Genomic DNA, 20755 nt, shown 5'->3' on the forward strand with positions numbered 1-20755 from the left:
TAGACGCAACCGCCAAGCCCAAGGCCATCAACGCATATTCATGCCGCCATTCACGTGAAGCGTCTCGCCAGTGATGTAACCGGCTGCATCACTGGTCAAAAAACCCACTGCTGCGGCGATCTCTTCCGGCGCCCCTAAACGGGCCAGCGGAATTTGCTTAAGCAGCATTTCGTGCTGTGCTTCAGGTAGCGCTTCGGTCATATCAGTCGCAATAAAGCCCGGTGCCACTGCGTTAACCGTAATCGCACGAGAGGAGACCTCACGCGCTAGCGCGCGGCTAAAACCTTCCATACCGGCCTTAGCTGCAGCATAGTTAGTTTGGCCCAGGTTGCCCATGGTTGCCACTACAGAACTAATCGACACAATACGCCCAAACCGCGCCTTGGTCATACCCCGTAAACACGCCTTGCTAACACGATAGACAGATTTCAGATTGGTATCCATGACGGAATCCCACTCATCTTCTTTCATGCGCATCAGCAGATTATCACGCGTGATACCCGCGTTGTTGACCAAAATAGTCGGCGCACCAAAGCGCTCAGTAATCGTTTTCAATACGCTATCGATACTGGTCTGGTCGGTCACGTTAAGACATAGACCTGCCCCTTCAATGCCGTGCTCTTTCAAATCGGCATCAATTTTTTCAGCGCCAGACTCACTGGTCGCGGTGCCAATGACGATACGGCCCTGGCGACCTAGCTCGCGAGCAATGGCCTGACCAATACCACGACTCGCCCCTGTTACCAGGGCAACTCTACTCTCTTGTGTCATAACGTTCTGCCTCTAACCGTGTAATCAAGCAAGGATAGTGGATTGCAATCTCTCTTGGTCACGCCTTATCAGCCAAGGTTTCACGCGCCAGCTCAAGCGCGGCTTCCAGACTGTCAGGATCATTCACCGCCAATCCCTTGCTACCCTTCACGATACGCTTATTGAGGCCAGTCAACACCTTTCCTGGCCCGCACTCAATGAACACCTCCACGCCTTGATCCGCCATGGCTTCAACACAGGCGCTCCAACGCACCGGCTGATAGAGCTGCTCGACTAGCCGCGTGCTCAATGTCGCGGTATCGGCATGGGCCTGGGCATCGACGTTTTGGATGACACTGTAGCGCGGCGCCCGCAGCTCGATAGTTTGTATCGCCTCTGCCAGGCGCTCGGCCGCAGGGCGCATCAATGCACAGTGCGACGGCACGGAAACCGGCAATGCCATGGCACGCCTGGCACCGGCCTCCTGGCAAGCAACAATAGCTCGCTCAACGGCCACTTTAGAGCCCGCTATCACCACTTGCCCAGGGGAATTGTAGTTGACCGCTGAAACAACGTCGCCCTGGGCAGCCTTTTCACAGGCGGCTTCAACCGCATCGTCTGCCAAGCCCAGGATCGCCGCCATACCGCCTTCGCCAGCAGGCACCGCCGCCTGCATGGCTTCTCCGCGCAGACGTACCAAGTTGACGCCTTCGGCAAAGCTCATGACGCCTGCGCACACCATAGCGCTGTATTCGCCCAGGCTATGGCCCGCCATAACCGTCGGCCGCGGCCCTTCCAGCTCTTGCCACACACGCCAAATGGCGACGCTGGCAGAAAGCAGCGCAGGCTGGGTACAAGCGGTTGCATTAAGCGACTCTTCGGGGCCTTCTTGGACGACTTTCCACAAATCGTAGCCCAAAGCATCCGACGCTTCCTCAAATGTCGTTCCCACCACACTATAGCGCTCGGCAAGCTCTCGCAGCATTCCAAGCTGCTGAGAGCCTTGCCCGGGAAAAATGAGGGCAAGGGGTTGAGACATGTCGTTCACCTTTGCTCTTGTAGGCATTTGCTCATATGAGCGATAGGCGAGGTTATTGGCACATCCTGATGCCACCTATAAACCCGCAAAAAAGTTAAATCGTTATTATCTGATCATGGCTGGCCTGTGCCATCGTTTTCACTTGATGGCGCTTGCCAGCGGCCTGCGATCCGCGCAGGTAAGTTATGTTCTACTTCCTGCAGGGCGCGATGAATAGCGTAGTAAAACCCATCGGCATGAGTACTGCCGTGACTTTTCACTACGATACCGCGCAACCCCAATAAACTGGCCCCGTTGTAGCGCACGGGGTCAAGCTCTTGCTTTAAGCGCTTTAACACAGGCTTGGCCAGTAGGCTTGCCAAACGACCACTTAGGCGCGACTCAAACGCCATCTGCACGCGTTCAACCAACATACTCGTCAAACCTTCGCTCGCCTTGAGGACAGCGTTGCCCACAAAGCCATCACACACCACCACATCAAGCTGGCCTTTAAACAGGTCGCCACCCTCAGCATAGCCTTGATAGTCGAAACCACTACCACTGGCATACTCACGCAGCAGACGATCAGCCTCACGTACGCTCACACTCCCCTTGGTGGCTTCAGCGCCAACGTTGAGTAGCGCCACGCGCGGCACCGCAGTGCCATCGATACACTGCGACATCGCCGCCCCCATCAGTGCAAAATCGACCAGTCGATGGGCAGGGGAATCCACGTTGGCGCCTAAGTCCAGCAAATAGCAGCGGCGCCCTTGGCGGGCTGGGATCGCGGTACTGATTGCCGGACGAGAAATCCCCTCGACCATCCCCAGTTCGCGCCTTGCCAAGGCAACAAGCGCTGCCGTATTGCCTGCGCTTACACCAGCCACAGCTTCACCCTGAGCGACGCACTGCAGCATGCGCGCCATGCTCGTTGCCTCGCCTCTGCGCAACGCCCAGGCCGCTGTTGCCCCCGGCATTACGCTATCGGGCGAATCACGCGCCACCAAACGTGACGTTGCCGCAGCCAGAGGCTGCGGCAAGCGCGAAAGCTCAGCAATAATCTGCTGACGCGGGCCAAACAGAACCAGCTCAAGACCGGGGTGTTCTAACACCGCCCTTGCGGAGCCTGCGATAATCGCATGAGGGCCTTGGTCACCCCCCATCACATCAATCGCTAAGCGCATACCGCACTGAGTCCGTTTAACCGCTTAGTAATGCAGTTGAGGCTTATACCTCAACCACTTTACGACCACGGTAGAAACCGTCTGGAGAAACGTGGTGACGCAGGTGAGTCGTACCGGTTTCTTTGTCCTGAGACAGCGTCGGAGCGGTCAGCGCATCGTGGCTGCGACGCATGCCGCGCTTGGAACGAGTTTTACGGTTCTGTTGAACTGCCATGGGGGTTTACTCCAAGGTATTTAAGGTAAAGGGTGCTTATTTTTTGCCTTTCAAGACATTCAGCACCGCGAAAGGGTTCGTCGCTGGCGCTGTATCTGACGCCGCGCCTTCTGTTTTGCTGACCAGCTGCTCCGCCGAGACATGACATTCGGCTTCATCGTGATAGACCACCTGGGGCAGGCTGAGAATCAATTCATCCTCAACTACCGTCAGAAGATCCAGCTGTTCCTTTTCCACCAGCACCGGTTCATGACTAGCAGGCAACTCGGCCGCCAAGGCTTCATCAGTGACCATTCCAAGCAGAAAGTCACTACTCACCTCTTGAGGCAGCGGCACTAGGCAGCGTCGGCAGGCAAGCGCCAACGTCGCTTGCAAGTGGCCACGAATTTCACGACGGCCTTGAGCATCGACACCAAACTCAAGCACGACATGACAGTCGCCGGTTTGGTCACCCGCTTCTTCGGCAAGACGTGGCAGCTTATCCAGCGCTACCAGGCCTTCGATTCGTTCGTGGCGGGCTGCGAGCTTATAAGGCTCCACCCGACTGGGGAGTTGTGAGGTCAACATAGGCGCGCAATGATAGGCACTCCCCCTGCTGGTGTCAAAGCTGTCGGTGTATTTCTTCATCGCTTCCTCAATAAATAACCAACATAGGCCTCGGTAAACAGCCGACATGGGCACAATTCGCAGCTTTCGCTACACTCTACTGCTTTGCCGTCCCACTAGCGCAACCACATTAGCCAGGAGTTTTCTGTGACCTCACCCGCCATGACCGAGCCCTCAAGCACCCAGTCATCAACTGCTCAGTCCTTAAATACAGAGCTGGTGCTTGCCTCAAGCTCACGCTGGCGGCGTGAGCTGCTGGATCGCCTACAACTCCCCTACCAGTGCCATTCACCGGATATTGATGAAACGCCGCATGATGGCGAAACACCACACGCACTGGTACATCGCCTAGCACTTAGCAAAGCCAACGCCGTGTCGGCTCACTTCCCCCACCACTGCATTATAGGCTCCGACCAGGTGGCGGTATTTGAAGGCGACATTCTTGGCAAACCACATACCACAGAAAAGGCCTGCGCTAACCTTACCCGCTTTTCTGGCCAGCGCGTCACCTTCCTGACCGGTTTAGCGCTACTGGATACTCGCCACCAGCGCCATCAAGTCCATGTCGAGCCCTTCGAGGTCGTGTTTCGCACTCTTAGCACGCAAGAGATCGAAAACTATGTCACCAAAGAGCAGCCGTTAGATAGCGCTGGCAGCTTTCGGATGGAAGGCCTGGGCATTGCGCTGTTTGAAAAACTGGAAGGCCGCGACCCCAACGCGCTGATCGGGCTACCGCTGATCGCGCTCTGCGACATGTTGCGCCAAGCGGGCTTGGATCCGCTTGGCGCGCCCTAGGGCCCAGGACGTGAATTGGCGATCAGAAACGAAGCGGGGTGTTAGGCGCCCTAATACCTAGCACTTCAGCGGCAACCTCGGTAAAACGCCGAGTAAAGCGCTCAAATGGATCAAGACTCGGCGTATAGTCCACCCAGTCGATGTTACCTACTTGATCGCGAGACAGCTGTTCGAGGCTACCCAACTGATCGACCAACCCTAGCTCGATGCCCTGCTCGCCACTCCAGATCAGGCCTGAGAAAATATCCGAGCTATCACTGAGCCGTTCGCCGCGACCCGCGCGGACGTCATCGATAAATTGGCGATGGGTTTGGCTCAGCACACCTTGCCAAAACGTCTCTGCATCATCGTCCAGCGGCTGGAATGGATCTAAGAAGGCCTTATTCTCTCCTGCCGTAAGCACGCGGCGCTCAACGCCAAGGCGCTCTATCGCCTCCTCAAAGCCAAAACCAGCGTAAATCACACCAATCGAGCCCACTAAGCTCACCGGCGAGGCAATAATCTCATCTGCCGCTGCAGCAATGTAATAAGCGCCGCTGGCACCGATATCCTCAATCACCGCGATAATCGGCTTATCACCCTGCTCGCGCAGGCGCATGATTTCCGCATAGATACGCTGAGACTGAACGGGGCTACCACCGGGACTATTAATGTGCAGCACCACAGCAGCAGCGCTTTCGGCATCCCAGGCTCGGTTTAACCCTTGGATGATGCGCTCCGCATTGGCTGGCGAATCGCTGGCGATTACGCCATTAACCTCAACAATGCCCAAGTGGCGTTGGGTGGGCGTTGCGACACTCGGCGAATCCCAGAACAGGCTATAAAGTGCGGCAGACAGCGCCACCAGCACAACAGCGAGAAACATCAGCCGGAAAAACAGCTTCCAGCGGCGGGTACGCCGTTGCTCGGTCAAGACACCGCCTATCCAGTGATCCATCATTTCCAGCTGCGCTAATCGCTGGCGTTCGCGCAGGGTTTCGGCATCATCACCTGGCGCTCCTGAGGTCTGCTTAGCCCCCTTACCAGGCGGAACCTCGGGCCCTTCAGTCCAGGGATCCTCCTTGAACTCGTTGGTCTGGTCACTATTAACCGGGCCATCATGACCCTCTTGCGTACCCTCTTGGCGGGTTGGATCGTCACTCATAAAATGTCCTTATAACCGATCAAAAAGCTCGTCTACGCTATGGGCAATCCACTTGGGTTCGCTCATTGCCAGGCGCTCAGGCGCATGCACCCCATAGCTTACCCCCACCCGATCCATGCCCATCGCCCTAGCCATTTCCATATCATACTCAGTATCGCCGACCATCACCGCCCGCTCGACCGGCACCGCAAGCTCAGCCAGTAACTCTGAAAGCATCTGCGGGTGCGGTTTAGAGCGGGTTTCATCCGCGGTACGGCTGGCATGAAACCACGCGCCGCTACCGGTCTCAGTAAAAATACGGTCAAGCCCGCGACGGCTTTTACCTGTTGCTACTGCTAAACGCTGTTGCTCATGCCCACGCAAACGGGCGATATGCGCTTCGACACCGCTAAAAAACGCCATTGGCGTGGTATCAGCCTGCACAAAATGGTGCGCGTAACGCTCGCGAAGCCGCTCGGCCTGAGCAGGCAATATACCTGGGCAGAGCTTGGCAATTGCCTCGGGCAGCCCCAGGCCAATAATATCTTCCACCTCAGCCGCTGTAAGCGCCCCCCACTCAGCCTCTAAAGCAGCCGCCTGCATACATGACACAATCCGCGGCACTGAGTCCATCAAGGTGCCGTCCCAATCAAATATAATTAGCTCGTACTGCATGGCAGCTCCCTGTAAAAGGCAACGCGGTGAAGAAAGAAGTTATTGACGGGCGCGCTTGAGCGCTTCTTCCAGGGCTTCTGGCAGCGGCGCTTTGACGGTAACCGGGCGGCCGTTAGTGGGCTCAGGAAAGGTCAGCGCTCGCGCATGAAGGAACAAACGCCCCAGACCTAACTGCTTGGTGAGCAGACCACTTTCACGGGTAGCGTACTTATCGTCACCTAATAACGCATGGCCTGCGTGGGCGGCATGTACGCGAATCTGGTGGGTACGGCCCGTGACCGGCTCAGCCTCTATAAGGGTTACTTTTTCGAAGGTTTCGACCACCGAAAAATGGGTGCGCGACACTTTTCCGTTGGGATCTACCCTTACCCTCCGCTCGCCGTTACCGGCATCAAAGCGGTCTAACCGAGCACTCTCATAGGTTTTCCGCGCTGGCCAGCGCCCACTGACCAAGGCCAGATAACGCTTATCCATACCGTGCTTTTTCAACGACTCGTTCAGCGTCACCAGCGCATCGCGTGACTTGGCCAGCAGCAAACAGCCCGACGTATCGCGATCCAAGCGGTGAACCAGTTCCAGAAAGCTCAGATCATCGCGCACTTGACGCAGCGCTTCTATTAAACCAATTTTAACCCCACTGCCGCCATGCACTGCCAAACCAGAAGGTTTATTAAGCACCATCCAATCGGGGCCTTCCATAATAACGCTGCCTACCAGGAGGTCGCGCAAATTATCACTGACTTCCTTCACCGCTTCGCGAGGCGCCAAACGCAGCGGCGGAACGCGTACTAAATCCCCCGCTTGCAAACGGTAATCCACCTTCACGCGTTTTTTATTAACGCGCACCTCGCCTTTACGTACGATGCGATAAATAAGCGCGCGAGGCGCCCCTTTAAGCCGCGTCATGAGAAAATTATCAATTCGCTGCCCTGCTTGCTCCGGGGCGATATCCACCCACTGCACTTCACGCCCTTCGGACATTACTACTTACTCCTGCTTAAAAACGGCATTCTAGCGTAGACCCAAGGGCATTGCGTCAATTGCTGGTCGTAGTCTTTACTGTTATATTCGAAATCGTTCACCAGCTAAGCGCAGAAAGCTGTCTTGTCTAGCGCTAGTGACTAGCTGTTCGATAGCTAATTGATTAAATTTGTTAGCAGAGAGCATCACCGCTGAGCTTGGTTAATGCGCCTGCCCGACTAACACGCAGGCCTGAACGCAAAAACGGCACCAGTGTACGCATTGCCCGTTTTCCAGTATTAAAACTGATCTTAAAAATGCAGTAACTCTGCCGCCCGTTTTTTATGCCGGCAGAGGAAAATAAGCCTTGCCCTCAACGGCAGGCAGCAACTAAACAACGCCACGTCCTGAGCAGCTCCGCCTTATTCGTCACAAGGCGATGACTGTCTCCGGGCGAAAAGTTCAACGCTGTGCCGGTGGCCGGCGTTGGTGAATCGATGAATGCCAGGTGTTGGCGGTGTCAGCAGGGCCGGATGGACGTGACAGCCACCGGAACACGTCCTGCCTCCGCCACGTACTCAACGCCCTATCGGCCGGGTTGGCGATGATGCCTTCCCGGCTTGACGCGTCAGCATTGCAATGCGCCGAGCACAAGCACGCAGCACCCAGCGATTCGCCTACGTCACCCAATAGGCAGTTCGCCGGCACGCAACGCTATGCGAGACACTATGAAACGGATGCTTATCAATGCGACCCAGCCCGAAGAGCTGCGTGTCGCTTTAGTTGATGGACAACGCCTATACGATTTAGATATCGAATCCGGCGCAAGAGAACAGAAAAAAGCCAATATCTATCGCGGTAAAATCACCCGCGTAGAGCCCTCCCTGGAAGCTGCCTTCGTTGACTACGGCGCCGACCGTCACGGCTTTTTGCCCCTCAAGGAGATCTCTCGCGAGTACTTTGTCAAAGACGTTTCCGGACGTCCGAGCATTAAAGAAGTGCTTAAAGAGGGTCAAGAGGTCATCGTCCAGGTCGATAAAGAGGAGCGTGGCAACAAAGGTGCCGCGCTAACCACCTTTGTCAGCCTGGCTGGTCGCTTTTTGGTATTGATGCCCAATAACCCGCGTGCAGGTGGCATTTCTCGCCGTATCGAAGGCGACGAGCGCAGTCAGCTCAAAGACGCCATGGGTCAGTTGACCGTGCCGGATAAAATGGGCCTGATCGTGCGCACTGCAGGCATTGGTCGCAATCCGGAAGAGCTCCAGTGGGACTTGGACTACTTGGTTCAGGTGTGGGAATCGATCACCACCGAAGCTGCCAAGCGCCCTGCCCCGTTCCTGATCTACCGTGAATCCAACGTCATCATTCGCGCCATGCGCGACTACCTACGCCAGGACATCGGCGAAGTATTGATCGACAGCCCCGAGATTCACGCCGAAGCGCTGAGCTTTATTCGCCAGGTAATGCCCTCGTACCAGCAGAAGATCAAGCTCTACGCGGACGAAGTACCGCTATTCTCGCGCTTCCAGATCGAATCACAAATCGAAACCGCCTATCAGCGCGAAGTGAAGCTGCCTTCTGGCGGCTCGATTGTGATCGATCACACCGAAGCGCTAGTCTCCATCGATATCAACTCCGCACGCGCCACCCGCGGCAGCGATATCGAAGAGACCGCCCTACAGACCAACTCTGAAGCCGCCGATGAAATCGCCCGCCAGCTGCGCCTGCGTGATATCGGCGGTTTGGTGGTTATTGACTTTATCGACATGGGACCTGCACGCAACCAGCGTGAAGTTGAAAACCGCATGCGCGATGCCCTCAAGCTGGATCGCGCACGGGTACAGATTGGGCGTATTTCACGCTTTGGCCTGATGGAAATGTCCCGCCAGCGCCTGCGTCCCTCGCTGGGAGAAACTAGTGGCGTGGTCTGCCCGCGCTGTAATGGTCAGGGCACCATTCGCGATGTTCGCTCGCTCTCCCTCTCTATCATGCGCCTGATTGAAGAAGAGGCGATGAAAGAGAATAGCGCGCAGATTCGCGCCATTCTACCGGTACCCGTGGCGACTTACCTGCTCAATGAAAAACGCAGCGTGTTGGCAGATCTTGAGTCTCGCCAGAATGTTCGTGTGGTACTGCTGCCCAATCCTGATATGGATACGCCCCACTACGACGTGCAGCGGCTGCGTGATGACCACCTGGACGAGGATGACACTCAAAGCCTATCGAGCTTTGAGCTCTCCACCGACACCGAAGTAGGCAAAGAGCCGACACCCAGCTTCGTGCCGCCCGCTCAACGCGCCGAAGCCGCCGTCAAGAGTGTCACCCACAACGCTCCCGCCCCGGCATCGCTGCAAACGGAAGAGAAGGCGCCCGCTGCAGCTCCAGCGGCCAAAGCAGCACCGGTGACCAGCGAGCAACCCAGCGTTATTGGGCGCTTTATCCGCGGCTTCGCCAAACTGCTCGGTAGCGACGAAAGCAATACCGAAGCCACGCCAGAGCCCAAGGTTGAAACACCGGCTCCGCGCAAGCCAAGCGAGCGCAAAACCAATCAGCGCAGCAGCGAGTCGCGGCAAAAATCGTCGCGTGGCGACAACGCAAGCCGTAACGAGTCGCGCAGCGATAATAGCGCCCGCCCTGAGCCAAAAGCTGAACAAAAAGCCGAGCAGCGCAGCAGCACACCGCGTCCTGCCAGTGACGACAATAGCGATAAGCGGAGCGGCCCCAGCCGTACCCGCAACCGCCGTCGCCACCCTCAGCAGGACGATGCTAACGGTCAAGAGTCAGCCAAAGCGCCTCGTAAAGAGAACCAGGCTGATAGCTCTTCCAAAGACAGCCCTAGCAAAGACAGCTCCACGAAAGAGGGCTCTAAAGAGAGCACCAGCGGCAAAAGTGCAGCGCAGAAAGAGTCGCGTCGTGATGGTGGTGACAAAAACCGCGACAGCCAGCGCGATGCAACGGCCAAGAGCCCAGAGTCCAAGAACTTAGAGACCAAGCAGGATGACGGCAAGCCGAAGCGTACGCGTAACAACCCGCGTAACCGCACGCGCACCCAGGCAATCAACCCTCAGGCAGAAGCTGAGCAGTTAAAACTGCAGGCCGAGGCTCAGAATGAAGCGTCAGCAGTAACACCAGAGCCGGCCGAAGACCCTGCGGCAGAAGAACAGGTGGGTAAAGCAGCGACAAATGACACAACGATTGCATTAGGATCGGACGCGGGGAATACCGCTGAGCCAGAAGCGGCAGCAGCCGATGCGCCTGAATCCAACGCCGAGCAAGCGGACGACGCGACGACCGCCAACCGGCCCGTGGCAGAAAACGCTAAAGCGCGCAAGTCGACGCACCAGCGCCGCCAGCCTAAAGCGACTTCACCGGCGGAGCAAACGTCAACTGCCAGCACCGTTGAGCAGGATGAGGCCGCCGCCAAGCCAAGCGAACCGGAGGCCACAGCCAGCGAAGAGCCGTCAGCGCCATCTGAGGTGACCTCAGCAACGGCCAAAGCCAACGCCGAACCAGCTGAAAGTAAGAAAACCGCCGATAGTCAGCAGCCCAGTGCTAACGAACAGGCAGCGCCTGAAGCCGTCGAACCGCCTGCGACCAACGCCGTTGATCCAGCCGCAACTATTGAAGAGGCGGCCTCCCCGGCACCTTTCAATAGTGCGGGTACGGATCAAAGCAGCGACGAGCATCAGCCCGAAGCGCCAGCTAGCACCCAAACTCGCCAGGAAGCGGCAAACCCAGATGTTGCTGAGAGTACTTCTGAGAACGCTTCTGAGAGTGTCGCCGCAGCCCCTTCAACTGAAGAGCCTGCCAACAGCGAGCCAAAGCAAGACAGCGCAGAAAAAGGTGATGAGCCTAAGAGCGTTAAAGACACAAACGCTGAAGACCGAGTCGCTGAAGAAAGGAGCATTGAAGAGAGTAGCGCTGAACCGAATAGTTCTGAAGACAGTCCTGAAAAGAGCAGCGACGAACTAGCAGCGACTGAAACGCCTGTGACTGCTCCCCCTGCAACTGAAGCAGACGCTCAGCCCACTCAACCGGTCACCAGTGAAGCACCCGCTGAAGCCGCAGTAACTGAAGAAGCGCCTAAACCCCGCCGCCGTCGCACACGGGCCCACAATGACCCGCGTGAGAAGCGCAAACAGGCGCAGCAAGACACACGCTCCGAATAGATCGTTCGCGCGTATTGCAGTAACAAAAATCCCCGCTTCGGCGGGGATTTTTGCGTTATGTGCACCTTAGAGGCAGGGCCTAGAGATTAACTAATAGAAATTAACTAATAGAGATTAACTAACAGGGATTAATTAACCGCGGCTCGGGCTCTAAACGCACCCCAAAGCGTGCCTCGACCTGGTCAGCGATATAGCTAGCTGTTTTCATTAGCCCTTGACGATCACCGCCGCCAAAGTGCACCAGCACCAACGCTTGATGCTGGTGTACTCCGAAGGCACCATCACGCATCCCTTTCAAGCCACACTGGTCGATTAACCACCCCGCCGCCAGCTTTGTTTGCCCTCCTTCCTGGGGGAAATGGGGCATAGCAGGATACTGCTGCAACAACTGCGCTGCCAGCACATCAGCTACCAGCGGATTTTTGAAGAAGCTCCCCGCGTTGGCCAGCACCTGTGGGTCGGGCAGCTTCTCGCGTCGAATACCACATACCGCTTCGGCTACCGCGAGCGGTGTGGGAGGGCTTGCTAAACGTGCGGCGAGATCGCCATACCCTAGCCGGGGTGCTGGCGTGCGTGACAAACGCAAGACTAACTGAGTGATCACAATGCTACCTGCCAACTCGCCTTTAAAAATACTCTCACGGTAACCAAAGGCGCACTCTTGCGCGCTTAGCCAATTTACCCGCCCGGTGGCAAGCTCCATTACCTGCACCGCTTGCAGCGTGTCGGCAAGCTCAACGCCGTAGGCGCCAATGTTCTGCACCGGCGCTGCACCACAACTGCCAGGGATCAGCGCCAGGTTTTCAATGCCCCACAGGCCGTGTGCAGCAGTCGCCATCACCAGCGTATGCCAATTAACTCCCGCCCCTACATGGGCAAGCACATGCCCTTGACGCTGACTGAGCCAGTGCTGTTGCAAATCAGGCCGCACCACCAAACCTGGTAGTGCCTCGGGAAGCAGAACATTGCTGCCGCCACCGAGCAGCGTGACGGGCCAGCCTTCATGGCGTGCCTCGGCTAACGTTTGGCGTAGAGCTGTTAATGTCTTTGGTGACGCGAAGCGCTCTGCTTGGCAGGGGAGCCTAAGTGTATTAGCGGCGGACAAATCCACATTGCTGAGAATATTCATCTGTGCAGCCACACCATTAGCCCCATTACAGCTCTCGCTTAAGGTGTCGAATCAGCCCTTCTGATGCAGCTTCAATCATATCCAGAGCCTTCTCAAATCCTTCATCCCCGCCAAAATAGGGGTCTGGGACTTCAGCACCGGGGGTACCAGCAAAATCTAAAAACAGCCCAACATGCGCCTGGCTATTGGCAGGCTTCAGCTCGCGCATGGCGCGTAAATTGTCCTGATCCATGCCTAGCACGTAGTCGAATTGGGTAAAATCGTGTTCGCTTAGCTGGCGGGCATGCAGGTCGCTTATATCGATACCGCGCAGTAGTGCTGCCTGCTGCGCGCGGGCGTCTGGCGCTTTGCCCAAATGCCAACTGCCGACGCCGCAGGAGTCTATCTCGACCTCATCGGCCAACCCTGCTCGCTCAAGAGCACGACGAAAAACACCTTCGGCGGTCGGTGAACGGCAAATATTTCCTAAACATACAAATAATACTTTCACGATAGCTCCTTAAAAACTGAGCTGCCCAAGCAAGCGCCCGCCCCTGCGCTAAACCGGCAACACCCGAACCCGCGCTAGGCCAGCAGCGCCCGAATCCGCGCTAGATCCTCGGCCGTATCAACACCGGCAGGGTTTGCTTCGCAGGCCAATGCCACTTGAATAGCGTGACCATTCTGCAGCGCACGCAACTGTTCTAGCTGTTCAAGCTGTTCGAGGCTTGAGGCAGGCCAGTCCCGATAGGCGGCTAGAAAGCCAGCACGATACGCATACAACCCGATATGGCGCAGCCAGGCATCGGTTGCCAGCATGGACGGTGGCGTTTTGAACTGCTCACGATCCCAGGGGATAGGGGCCCGTGAGAAATACAGCGCGCGGCCTTGCAGTGTGCGCACCACCTTGACCACGTTGGGATTAAACAGCGTGTCCACGTCATTGATAGGCTCCGCCAGCGTGGCTATCGACGCTCCGGGATCGTCGGCTAGGCGCAGAGCCACCTGGTCGATCAGCGCGGGAGGAATCAGCGGCTCATCGCCCTGCACATTCACCAGCAGCGCATCATCCGTCAATGCCAATATACCAGCCGCCTCGGCTAATCGGTCGGTGCCCGAGGGGTGATCGTCGCGGGTCATGATCACTTCGGCGCCGTAGGGCAGCATGGCATCACGAATACGGCTATCGTCTGTTGCCACGACCACTCGGCTGGCGTGGCTTTGGCAAGCACGGCGCCATACGTGAGCGACCATCGGTTCCCCGGCAATATCAAGCAGTGGCTTGCCGGGCAGCCGGGTAGAGCCGTAGCGAGCAGGTACGACGACGGTAAAATCAGGCACCTTGAAATCAACCATGTCATCAAAGACAGCCATTAAGCGTCTCCTAAACGCTCTTGGGAACGTCCTGGAGAGCGTCCTGGAGAAGTAGGCAGCTTTTCATCAGCATCCATCACGCGAGCCTCTTCCGGCAACATCACCGGAATCCCCTCTTTGATCGGATAGGCAAGGCCATCGTAGTGGCAGCGCAGCTCTTGAGCATCGCGATCATACTTCAGCTTACCGTTACACAACGGGCAGACCAGCATTGCCAGCAGTTCCTTATCCATGCGCTTATCTCCTTTAGGAAAGTGCCGACAGCCGCGCTGCCAGCCAGTGCTCAAATTCGGGTGGAAGGGATGCCTCCACATCTAATACCCAACTGTTAGGCGGGGCCAGGGCGTAACACTTAACGGCGTCTTTAGCGGTCATAATCACTGGGCGGGTATCTGCAAAGCTTAGCGCGCCCGCACTAAAGTGCTGGTGGTCGGCCAACGGGTGCCACTCGCCCTCAACACCCAACGCGGAGAGTGTACGAAAAAAGCGCTCGGGATGCCCGATACCTGCCACCGCGTGCACCGGCAGCGTAAACGGCAGCGGCGCAAGCGGAAAACGTGCGCCGTCATCAAGGCGGCGCCAGCGCAGCGGCGCCAGCTGCATAGTAGTGGCTGCCTGCATAATAGACGGAGTAAGCGACAAAGAGGGCGGTGAGTCGCCGTTAATGATCACCGCGTCAACACGCTGCAACCGGCTGGGCGACTCGCGCAGCGGCCCGGCGGGCAGGCAGCGCCCGTTGCCCAATCCACGGTCACCATCCACAACCACCAACTCAATATCTCGATCCAGTGCCAAGTGCTGTAAACCGTCGTCGCTCAAGATAATATCGCAGCCCTTCTCGATCAGTGCCTGAACACCGCGCACGCGATTGGGGTCTGCGGCCACTGGCAGTCCCGTCTGCTGTGCCAGCATCAGCGGCTCATCACCGCTTTCGACAACGTTCGTGTCGGCGGTGACCAGCAGCGGGTAACTGGGCGCTTTTCCGCCATAGCCGCGGCTAACGATACCTGGCGACCAGCCTTGGGCCACCAGCCAGCCAGCTAGCCACGCCACCAGCGGCGATTTACCCGTCCCCCCCAAGGTGATATTGCCTACCACGATAACCGGCACCGGCGCCTTCCAAGTAGCTTTTTGGCCGCTAGAGTATTCCCGCTCCCGCCGCGCCATGGCCCACTGATAAAGCGCCCCTAAAGGCCTCAGCGGCGATAGCCAGCGGCTGCCCTGGTAAGCGCCTTGCAGCCAGCGCTCCGCCAGCGTTCTCTTGGCAAAGCTCATAACGATAGGCTCATATCAAAAGGCTCATATCGATAGCCTCATGGCGCTTCTTGAAACTGCAGCTGATGCAGCGCTGCGTAGGCGCCATCGGCATCCAGAAGCGACTGATGCGACCCCTCTTCGATAATGCGCCCCTGATCCATCACCACAATCCGGTCAGCCCGCTCTATGGTAGAGAGGCGGTGGGCGATGACCAGCGTGGTGCGCCCTTCACAGACTCGCTCAAGGGCTTTTTGAATATAGCGCTCGGACTCTGTATCCAACGCGGAAGTAGCCTCATCCAGCACCAGTAGCGGCGCATCCTTGAAGATCGCCCGGGCAATCGCCAGCCGCTGGCGTTGGCCGCCCGAGAGCATCACGCCATTTTCACCCACGGTGGTGGCATAACCATTGGGAAGCTTATCGATAAACTCATGGGCATAGGCGGCTTCAGCTGCAGCCTGAACAGCCTGGGGATCAGGATTGGCCACCCCGTAAGCAATATTATCGGCAATCGAGGCGTTAAATAGCGTCACCTGCTGCGACACCAGAGCAATCTGCTGGCGCAGTGGGCCAAGCGCGTATTCATCAACATTAATGCCATCGATAGTAATACGGCCTTGAGTGGGGCAGTAAAAACGCGGCAGCAAGCTGACCAGAGTGGACTTGCCGCTCCCCGAACGCCCGACTATCGCCACCAGTTCGCCCGGTGCTATGCGTAGATTAATATCGTGCAGGACTTCGGGCTGGTCGTCGGCATAGCGGAAGCTAACATGATCGATCACGACATCGCCGTTTAAACGGCTGGCAATATGTTTGCCACTATCCTCTTCAGGGGTCATATCCAGCAATCCGAAAAGCTCTGACGCGGCCGCCAGGCCTTTCTGAATTTCACCGTTAATCTCGGTCAGTTGACGTACCGGCTTGATCATCAGGGCAGCCGCGGTAATAAAGGCCACAAACTCACCAGGCGTCATGTTCTCCATCAGCGAGGGTGCCATGGCCAGCCAGACCAGTAGCGCCATGGAGATGGCCACCAACATCAGAATCACAGGGGAACTGACCGCACGGGTCATGGCTTCTTTCATACTTTGGCGGCGATTCTCTTCACTGACCCGCTCAAAGCGCTGCTTTTCATACGGCTCTGCGCCGTGGGTGCGCACTACCCGATAGCCCGACAGCGCTTCCGAGGCAATATGGGTGACATCGCCCATGGAGTGCTGAATGCGTTTTGAAATGCGTCTAAAGCGCTTGCTGACGTAGCTTACCACCACGGCAATGATCGGCGTCACGCCCAGAAACAGCAGTGTTAGCATCCAGTTAGTCCAGAGTAGATAGAGCACCAAGCCGACGACGAACAGGCCTTCCCGAAGAATAATCGTCACCGCTTTGGTGGCCGCCCCCGCGACTTGCTCAACGTGGTAGGTCACCCGTGATACCAGTTGACCGCTGGAGTGATGGTCAAAAAACCAGCCCGGCAGATGGAGTAGATGGGCAAACACGTCGCAACGCAGGGTATGAATCACGTAGCGGCCCACATAGGCCATGAAGTAGGTGCTTAAAAAAGTACCTAACCCCCGGGCGGAAAACATAATAATTACAAACAGCGGTAGAAAGAACCGAAACGCCGCATCTGGGTTTTGAATGCCATCAATTAATCGCTTCATCATTTCCGCCAGCGCGGTACTCGACGCGGCGTAAACCACAAAGCCCACTATCGCTAGCGCAAAAGCTCGCCAATGCGGCTTCACATAGCCCAACAACCGCTTATAAATACCCCAACCTGAATCAGTCACACGCGCTCCTGGCCATAGTGTGCAATCGGAGAATTCTACCTGATGGCGACGCGCTTCAACACTGGTTGCGTCGCCCTGGCAATGGTCGCGTTGTTTCAACCTGGATGGGCTGGGCCGCTTTTAGCCAAAAACGCAGTGCGCCGTCATGCGCCGTGTTCCATAGACAGCTGCCCTGCTGGCGAAAACGGCGCACGACAGAATCTACCGGATGTTGAAACGCATTACTCCGCCCGGCGCTAAATATCACATGCTCAGGAGCGATGGAACGTACGAACTGGATACCCGAGCTGGTGCCGCTGCCATGGTGCCCTGCCACCAATACACTAACAGGCGGCTCCACCTCTCGCAGAAAGCGACGCTCTACCTCAGTGCTCACATCCCCCGTAATCAGCAGTCTCTGCTCACCAGCGCTCACCTCAAGTACGCAGGAGCGATCGTTGGCAGATAAATCGTTATCACCCGCGGGCGGCCAGAGAATACGGTAACTCACCCCATCACGCTGCCATGTTTGACCACGCTGACAATCAATACCGGAAATTGGCAGCGCCTCACCTGCAGGAGCCATCCACTGTTTGACCCGATGATCGGCTAACAATGCGCTGATACCGCCCGCATGGTCATTATCAGCGTGGCTGACTAACACTTGATCAAACAACTGCCCCGGTGACCAAAGCGCCTCCAGAGGCATAAAACCACTACGAAAGCGAGGGCCGGTGTCGTAGAGCAGGCGATAATGCGCGCTGCGCAGTTCTATCAACTGCCCCTGCCCCACATCATGGACGCTGACTCTGAGCGCATTGGGGGGAATCGATGACGGAAGCGACCACCAGGGCAGCGCAACGATCAGCGCGGTAGCTGCCAGCCGTAAGCTTGGCAGCACGGCAGGTAGGCCCCAGCATAACGACAGTAGTAACAGTGCGAGGGCGAGCGGATACGCTAACGACCGATCAGGTTCCCATAGTGGCCAGTGCTGCACCACAAGCGTCAGCAACAGGTGGAAAACGCTTAGCGCCTGCTCAAACAGCCACCATACCGTCTCTCCCACCATGGGAATAGGTGACAGCAGCCACCCCAGCAGTGCGGTCGGCACCATCACCGAGCTTACCCAGGGTACGGCGACTAAATTGATCAATGGAGCAGCGGGTGCCACTCGCCCAAAGGCCACCAATACGGCGGCGGCCATTAGCGGGGCTAGCAGCAGTTGCGATCTCACCAGCGCCCAGCACCAGCCCTTTATCCCTTGAGGGCGCCGCCGCCCCTGCCAAATAATAATCAGCCACGCCACTGCCACAAACGATAGCCACATCCCTGGGCGCCATAGCGCTAGCGGATCGACAATAAGTACCAGCGCGAGAGCCAGCCACCAGCCCTGCCAAGCCCCCGGCGCATGCCGACCACTCAGCACCCACAGCCCGATCAATGTCATCACCATCGCCCGCATAGCCGGTGGCGCCATCCCGGCAAGGGTGGCGTAACTGACACAAGCTAGCGCTGCTAACCACCACGGCCAGGTGCGCATACGCCAGTTGGTGGGCGTTGCAAACCGAGCGACTGACTTGGCTAGCAGCAGTACAAATGAGGCCACCAGCCCGACATGCAAGCCTGAAATCACCACCAGATGCGTGGTTCCGGTGGCATTCAGCAGCGACCAGTCGTCTTGGGTAAGCTGTTCGCTATCGCCTAACGTCAATGCGGCCAGCCAGCGTTTGGTTCGATCGTCGAGCGGCTGACGGGCTAAAAAATCCAGCGCTAGCTGGCGCAACGAGGGATCAGCAGAAGAGAGCCGAACCGGCGCTGGCTCCTGGCGCAAGTAGCCGGTGGCGTGAATTCCCTCACGCCACAGCCACTGCTCATAATTGAAGGTATCAGGATTGGCAAAGCCACTTGGGGGACGCAAACGAAGCGTCATTTGCCACTGCTCGCCGGGCCTAAAGCGAACATCGCTATAAGCGGTAATGCGCACCTTGGTGAGCGCGGAACAGCTGGGCCGTTGCGCCAGGCTAGTCGAAGAGCTTTGACACTGATCAACGCTTAACAGCAGGCGCGTGGCGTTACCCACCGGCTGGGCGGCCAACACGGTTGCCTCAACGGCAAGGTCTTCTCCGCTTAGCCCCGCCGGTAAGCGACTCCCCCACTCTTCTTGTACGCCAGTGAAGACCCAGGCGCCGATCAGCAGCCATATACTAAATCGCGGGCACCGCCCCACTACCAGCAACGCGGCTACCAACACCCAGCCAAACGCGTTTGGAGCCCCCCCTGCGGTGTGGAAATACCAGGCAAAAACACCTCCTGCAAGTGCAGCAAGCGCCGCTGGCATGGCAACACCTAACCGCATAGAGCCCTCCAGCGAATGTTCATTAATGGCCTAGCATAGCCGAAGAGTGGCTCTATATGGATAATGAGCCACATCGATAGGCAAGAGTATCCGCCATGCCGCGCAGATTCCTGCAGCGCTACATGCCCAAACCCGACACTATAAGGAAACAGCGCTCGCTACGCTTTATTGCACCGCTGATTGCAGACCCGGGGTTGTGGCTTCTAACTCGCCGAAGCGTTGCCAATGCGTTTAGCGTGGGCGTGTTTTGCGCGATGCTGCCCATCCCCTTTCAGATGGTCGTTGCCGCGCTAGGCGCGCGCCTAACACGCTGCAATTTAGCCCTCTCGGTAGGCTTGGTATGGATTACTAATCCATTAACGATGCCGCTGATTTTTTACGGCAACTACTGGATTGGCACCTTTATCCTCGGCGCGCCCGTGCGGGAGGCCCCTTCGCGTATTTCAACGCACTGGATCGCCGAACAGATGCACGACATTATGCCGCCACTGATCGTCGGCTCGTTGGTAACAGCGATCATATTAGCCATCGTGGTCAATATTGGCATTCGCTTGATCTGGCGCTGGCACGTCTCCCATAACTGGAAACGCCGCCGCCAGATACGTCGGCAGCGGCGTGCGCAGATAGAAGCAGAATTTGACGATAAGGTTTAATGATTGAACCCGACGGTTAAAGCGCCGGCGCCTGCTCGACCAACTTACCCGCATCCAGTTTAAGCACGCGGTCTTGATGGGCCGCCAGGCTAACGTCGTGGGTCACAATCACGAATGCACAGGCGCTCTCTTTGGCCAGTTCATCCATTAGCGCCAAAATGGTCGCCGCTGTGGTTTGATCCAGATTGCCCGTGGGCTCATCCATCAGCACCAAACTAGGATCGGTGACCAACGCACGGGCAATCGCCACGCGCTGGCGCTCCCCGCCGGAAAGCTCACCCGGCTTATGATCCGCCCGCGGCTGCATGCCTACCCGCTCAAGTATCTGCATGGCACGCTTCTCGGCCGCCTTTTTCGACTGACCGCGAATAATCAGCGGTAACGCCGCATTTTCGAGTGCAGTGAATTCCGCCAATAGATGGTGGAATTGATACACAAACCCGATGTAACGGTTACGAAAGCTGCCAAGCGCTGCTTCATTCAGCCCTGATAGCGGCTCACCGGCGATAACGACGCTGCCTTCACTAGGGCGGTCAAGACCGCCCAGCAGGTTTAACAGCGTTGTCTTACCTGACCCCGAGCTGCCGACGATGGCCACCCGTTCCCCGGCGCGCACCTGCAAATTGAGCTTATCCAGTACCGTCAGATCCTGGGGGCCTTCGCTGTAGGTTCGTGTCAGCGTCTGGCAATCGAGCATGACGGCAGCTTCTTGCCCTGTATTTATCGACATCGTGTCATCCT

The 20755-nt window shown here is 57.2% G+C and carries 19 protein-coding genes; 3 read left to right on the forward strand and 16 right to left on the reverse strand.

Annotated elements, in window-relative coordinates; translation table 11 throughout:
- Nucleotides 1-27: 27 nt before the first annotated feature.
- From fabG to HALA3H3_RS22895, 5 genes are all read right to left on the reverse strand, one after another.
- Nucleotides 28-771 carry a 3-oxoacyl-ACP reductase FabG gene (gene fabG, locus HALA3H3_RS22875; RefSeq protein WP_022523875.1) on the reverse strand — a complete coding sequence of 248 codons (744 nt, stop codon included), beginning with the start codon at nt 769-771 and terminating at the stop codon, nt 28-30.
- A 58-nt stretch (nt 772-829) separates the two neighbouring features.
- On the reverse strand, nt 830-1789 hold the full coding sequence (gene fabD, locus HALA3H3_RS22880; protein WP_022523876.1) for an ACP S-malonyltransferase: 960 nt from the start codon (nt 1787-1789) through the stop codon (nt 830-832).
- A gap of 113 nt (nt 1790-1902) precedes the next feature.
- Nucleotides 1903-2952 carry a phosphate acyltransferase PlsX gene (plsX, locus tag HALA3H3_RS22885; RefSeq protein ID WP_022523877.1) on the reverse strand — a complete coding sequence of 350 codons (1050 nt, stop codon included), beginning with the start codon at nt 2950-2952 and terminating at the stop codon, nt 1903-1905.
- A gap of 43 nt (nt 2953-2995) precedes the next feature.
- Nucleotides 2996-3166 (reverse strand): 50S ribosomal protein L32, encoded by a 171-nt coding sequence (rpmF, locus tag HALA3H3_RS22890; RefSeq protein ID WP_007114757.1) that lies wholly within the window; start codon nt 3164-3166, stop codon nt 2996-2998.
- A gap of 36 nt (nt 3167-3202) precedes the next feature.
- A complete protein-coding gene (locus HALA3H3_RS22895) occupies nt 3203-3733 on the reverse strand; it encodes a YceD family protein (RefSeq protein ID WP_041158158.1) in 531 nt (176 codons plus the stop codon).
- A 201-nt stretch (nt 3734-3934) separates the two neighbouring features.
- Here HALA3H3_RS22895 and HALA3H3_RS22900 point away from each other — a divergent pair, with 201 nt between their 5' ends.
- Nucleotides 3935-4567: a Maf family protein gene (locus HALA3H3_RS22900; RefSeq protein WP_053857254.1), complete on the forward strand. Its 633-nt coding sequence runs from the start codon at nt 3935-3937 to the stop codon at nt 4565-4567.
- Nucleotides 4568-4589: 22 nt separating this feature from the next.
- On the opposite strand, the gene sppA is transcribed toward HALA3H3_RS22900, so the two are convergent.
- The 3 genes from sppA to HALA3H3_RS22915 are packed head-to-tail and all read right to left on the reverse strand — an operon-like array spanning nt 4590 to nt 7346.
- A complete protein-coding gene (sppA, locus tag HALA3H3_RS22905; RefSeq protein ID WP_022523880.1) occupies nt 4590-5711 on the reverse strand; it encodes a signal peptide peptidase SppA in 1122 nt (373 codons plus the stop codon).
- 9 nt (nt 5712-5720) lie between these two features.
- A complete protein-coding gene (locus HALA3H3_RS22910) occupies nt 5721-6365 on the reverse strand; it encodes an HAD family hydrolase (protein WP_022523881.1) in 645 nt (214 codons plus the stop codon).
- 39 nt (nt 6366-6404) lie between these two features.
- Complete coding sequence (locus HALA3H3_RS22915) at nt 6405-7346, reverse strand: RluA family pseudouridine synthase (RefSeq protein WP_009286408.1); 942 nt, start codon at nt 7344-7346, stop codon at nt 6405-6407.
- A gap of 707 nt (nt 7347-8053) precedes the next feature.
- On the opposite strand from HALA3H3_RS22915, the gene rne reads away from it, so the two are divergent.
- Nucleotides 8054-11494 carry a ribonuclease E gene (rne, locus tag HALA3H3_RS22920; RefSeq protein WP_022523882.1) on the forward strand — a complete coding sequence of 1147 codons (3441 nt, stop codon included), beginning with the start codon at nt 8054-8056 and terminating at the stop codon, nt 11492-11494.
- A 118-nt stretch (nt 11495-11612) separates the two neighbouring features.
- Here the strand turns inward: rne and murB are convergent, their stop codons facing one another.
- From murB to HALA3H3_RS22955, 7 genes are all read right to left on the reverse strand, one after another.
- Nucleotides 11613-12623 (reverse strand): UDP-N-acetylmuramate dehydrogenase, encoded by a 1011-nt coding sequence (gene murB, locus HALA3H3_RS22925; RefSeq protein ID WP_022523883.1) that lies wholly within the window; start codon nt 12621-12623, stop codon nt 11613-11615.
- Nucleotides 12624-12648: 25 nt separating this feature from the next.
- The gene (locus HALA3H3_RS22930) at nt 12649-13113 is read right to left on the reverse strand and encodes a low molecular weight protein-tyrosine-phosphatase (RefSeq protein WP_022523884.1); all 465 of its coding nucleotides are present in this window, start codon (nt 13111-13113) and stop codon (nt 12649-12651) included.
- Nucleotides 13114-13187: 74 nt separating this feature from the next.
- Nucleotides 13188-13976 carry a 3-deoxy-manno-octulosonate cytidylyltransferase gene (gene kdsB / locus HALA3H3_RS22935; RefSeq protein WP_022523885.1) on the reverse strand — a complete coding sequence of 263 codons (789 nt, stop codon included), beginning with the start codon at nt 13974-13976 and terminating at the stop codon, nt 13188-13190.
- Nucleotides 13976-14209 carry a Trm112 family protein gene (locus HALA3H3_RS22940; protein ID WP_022523886.1) on the reverse strand — a complete coding sequence of 78 codons (234 nt, stop codon included), beginning with the start codon at nt 14207-14209 and terminating at the stop codon, nt 13976-13978. The genes kdsB and HALA3H3_RS22940 overlap by 1 nt, the downstream gene beginning before the upstream one ends.
- 13 nt (nt 14210-14222) lie before the next feature.
- Nucleotides 14223-15251 (reverse strand): tetraacyldisaccharide 4'-kinase, encoded by a 1029-nt coding sequence (gene lpxK, locus HALA3H3_RS22945; RefSeq protein ID WP_022523887.1) that lies wholly within the window; start codon nt 15249-15251, stop codon nt 14223-14225.
- 38 nt (nt 15252-15289) lie between these two features.
- On the reverse strand, nt 15290-17026 hold the full coding sequence (gene msbA, locus HALA3H3_RS22950) for a lipid A export permease/ATP-binding protein MsbA (RefSeq protein ID WP_022523888.1): 1737 nt from the start codon (nt 17024-17026) through the stop codon (nt 15290-15292).
- A 55-nt stretch (nt 17027-17081) separates the two neighbouring features.
- Entirely contained in the window at nt 17082-19361 is a 2280-nt protein-coding gene (locus HALA3H3_RS22955; protein ID WP_022523889.1) for a DNA internalization-related competence protein ComEC/Rec2, read from the reverse strand.
- Nucleotides 19362-19456: 95 nt separating this feature from the next.
- Between HALA3H3_RS22955 and HALA3H3_RS22960 the strand changes: the two genes are divergently transcribed.
- Nucleotides 19457-20014: a DUF2062 domain-containing protein gene (locus tag HALA3H3_RS22960; protein ID WP_009286403.1), complete on the forward strand. Its 558-nt coding sequence runs from the start codon at nt 19457-19459 to the stop codon at nt 20012-20014.
- A gap of 16 nt (nt 20015-20030) precedes the next feature.
- Here the strand turns inward: HALA3H3_RS22960 and HALA3H3_RS22965 are convergent, their stop codons facing one another.
- Complete coding sequence (locus HALA3H3_RS22965) at nt 20031-20744, reverse strand: ABC transporter ATP-binding protein (RefSeq protein WP_022523890.1); 714 nt, start codon at nt 20742-20744, stop codon at nt 20031-20033.
- Nucleotides 20745-20755: the final 11 nt, after the last annotated feature.

It is taken from the genome of Halomonas sp. A3H3 (genome assembly GCF_000982975.1).
Lineage (GTDB): Bacteria > Pseudomonadota > Gammaproteobacteria > Pseudomonadales > Halomonadaceae > Vreelandella > Vreelandella titanicae.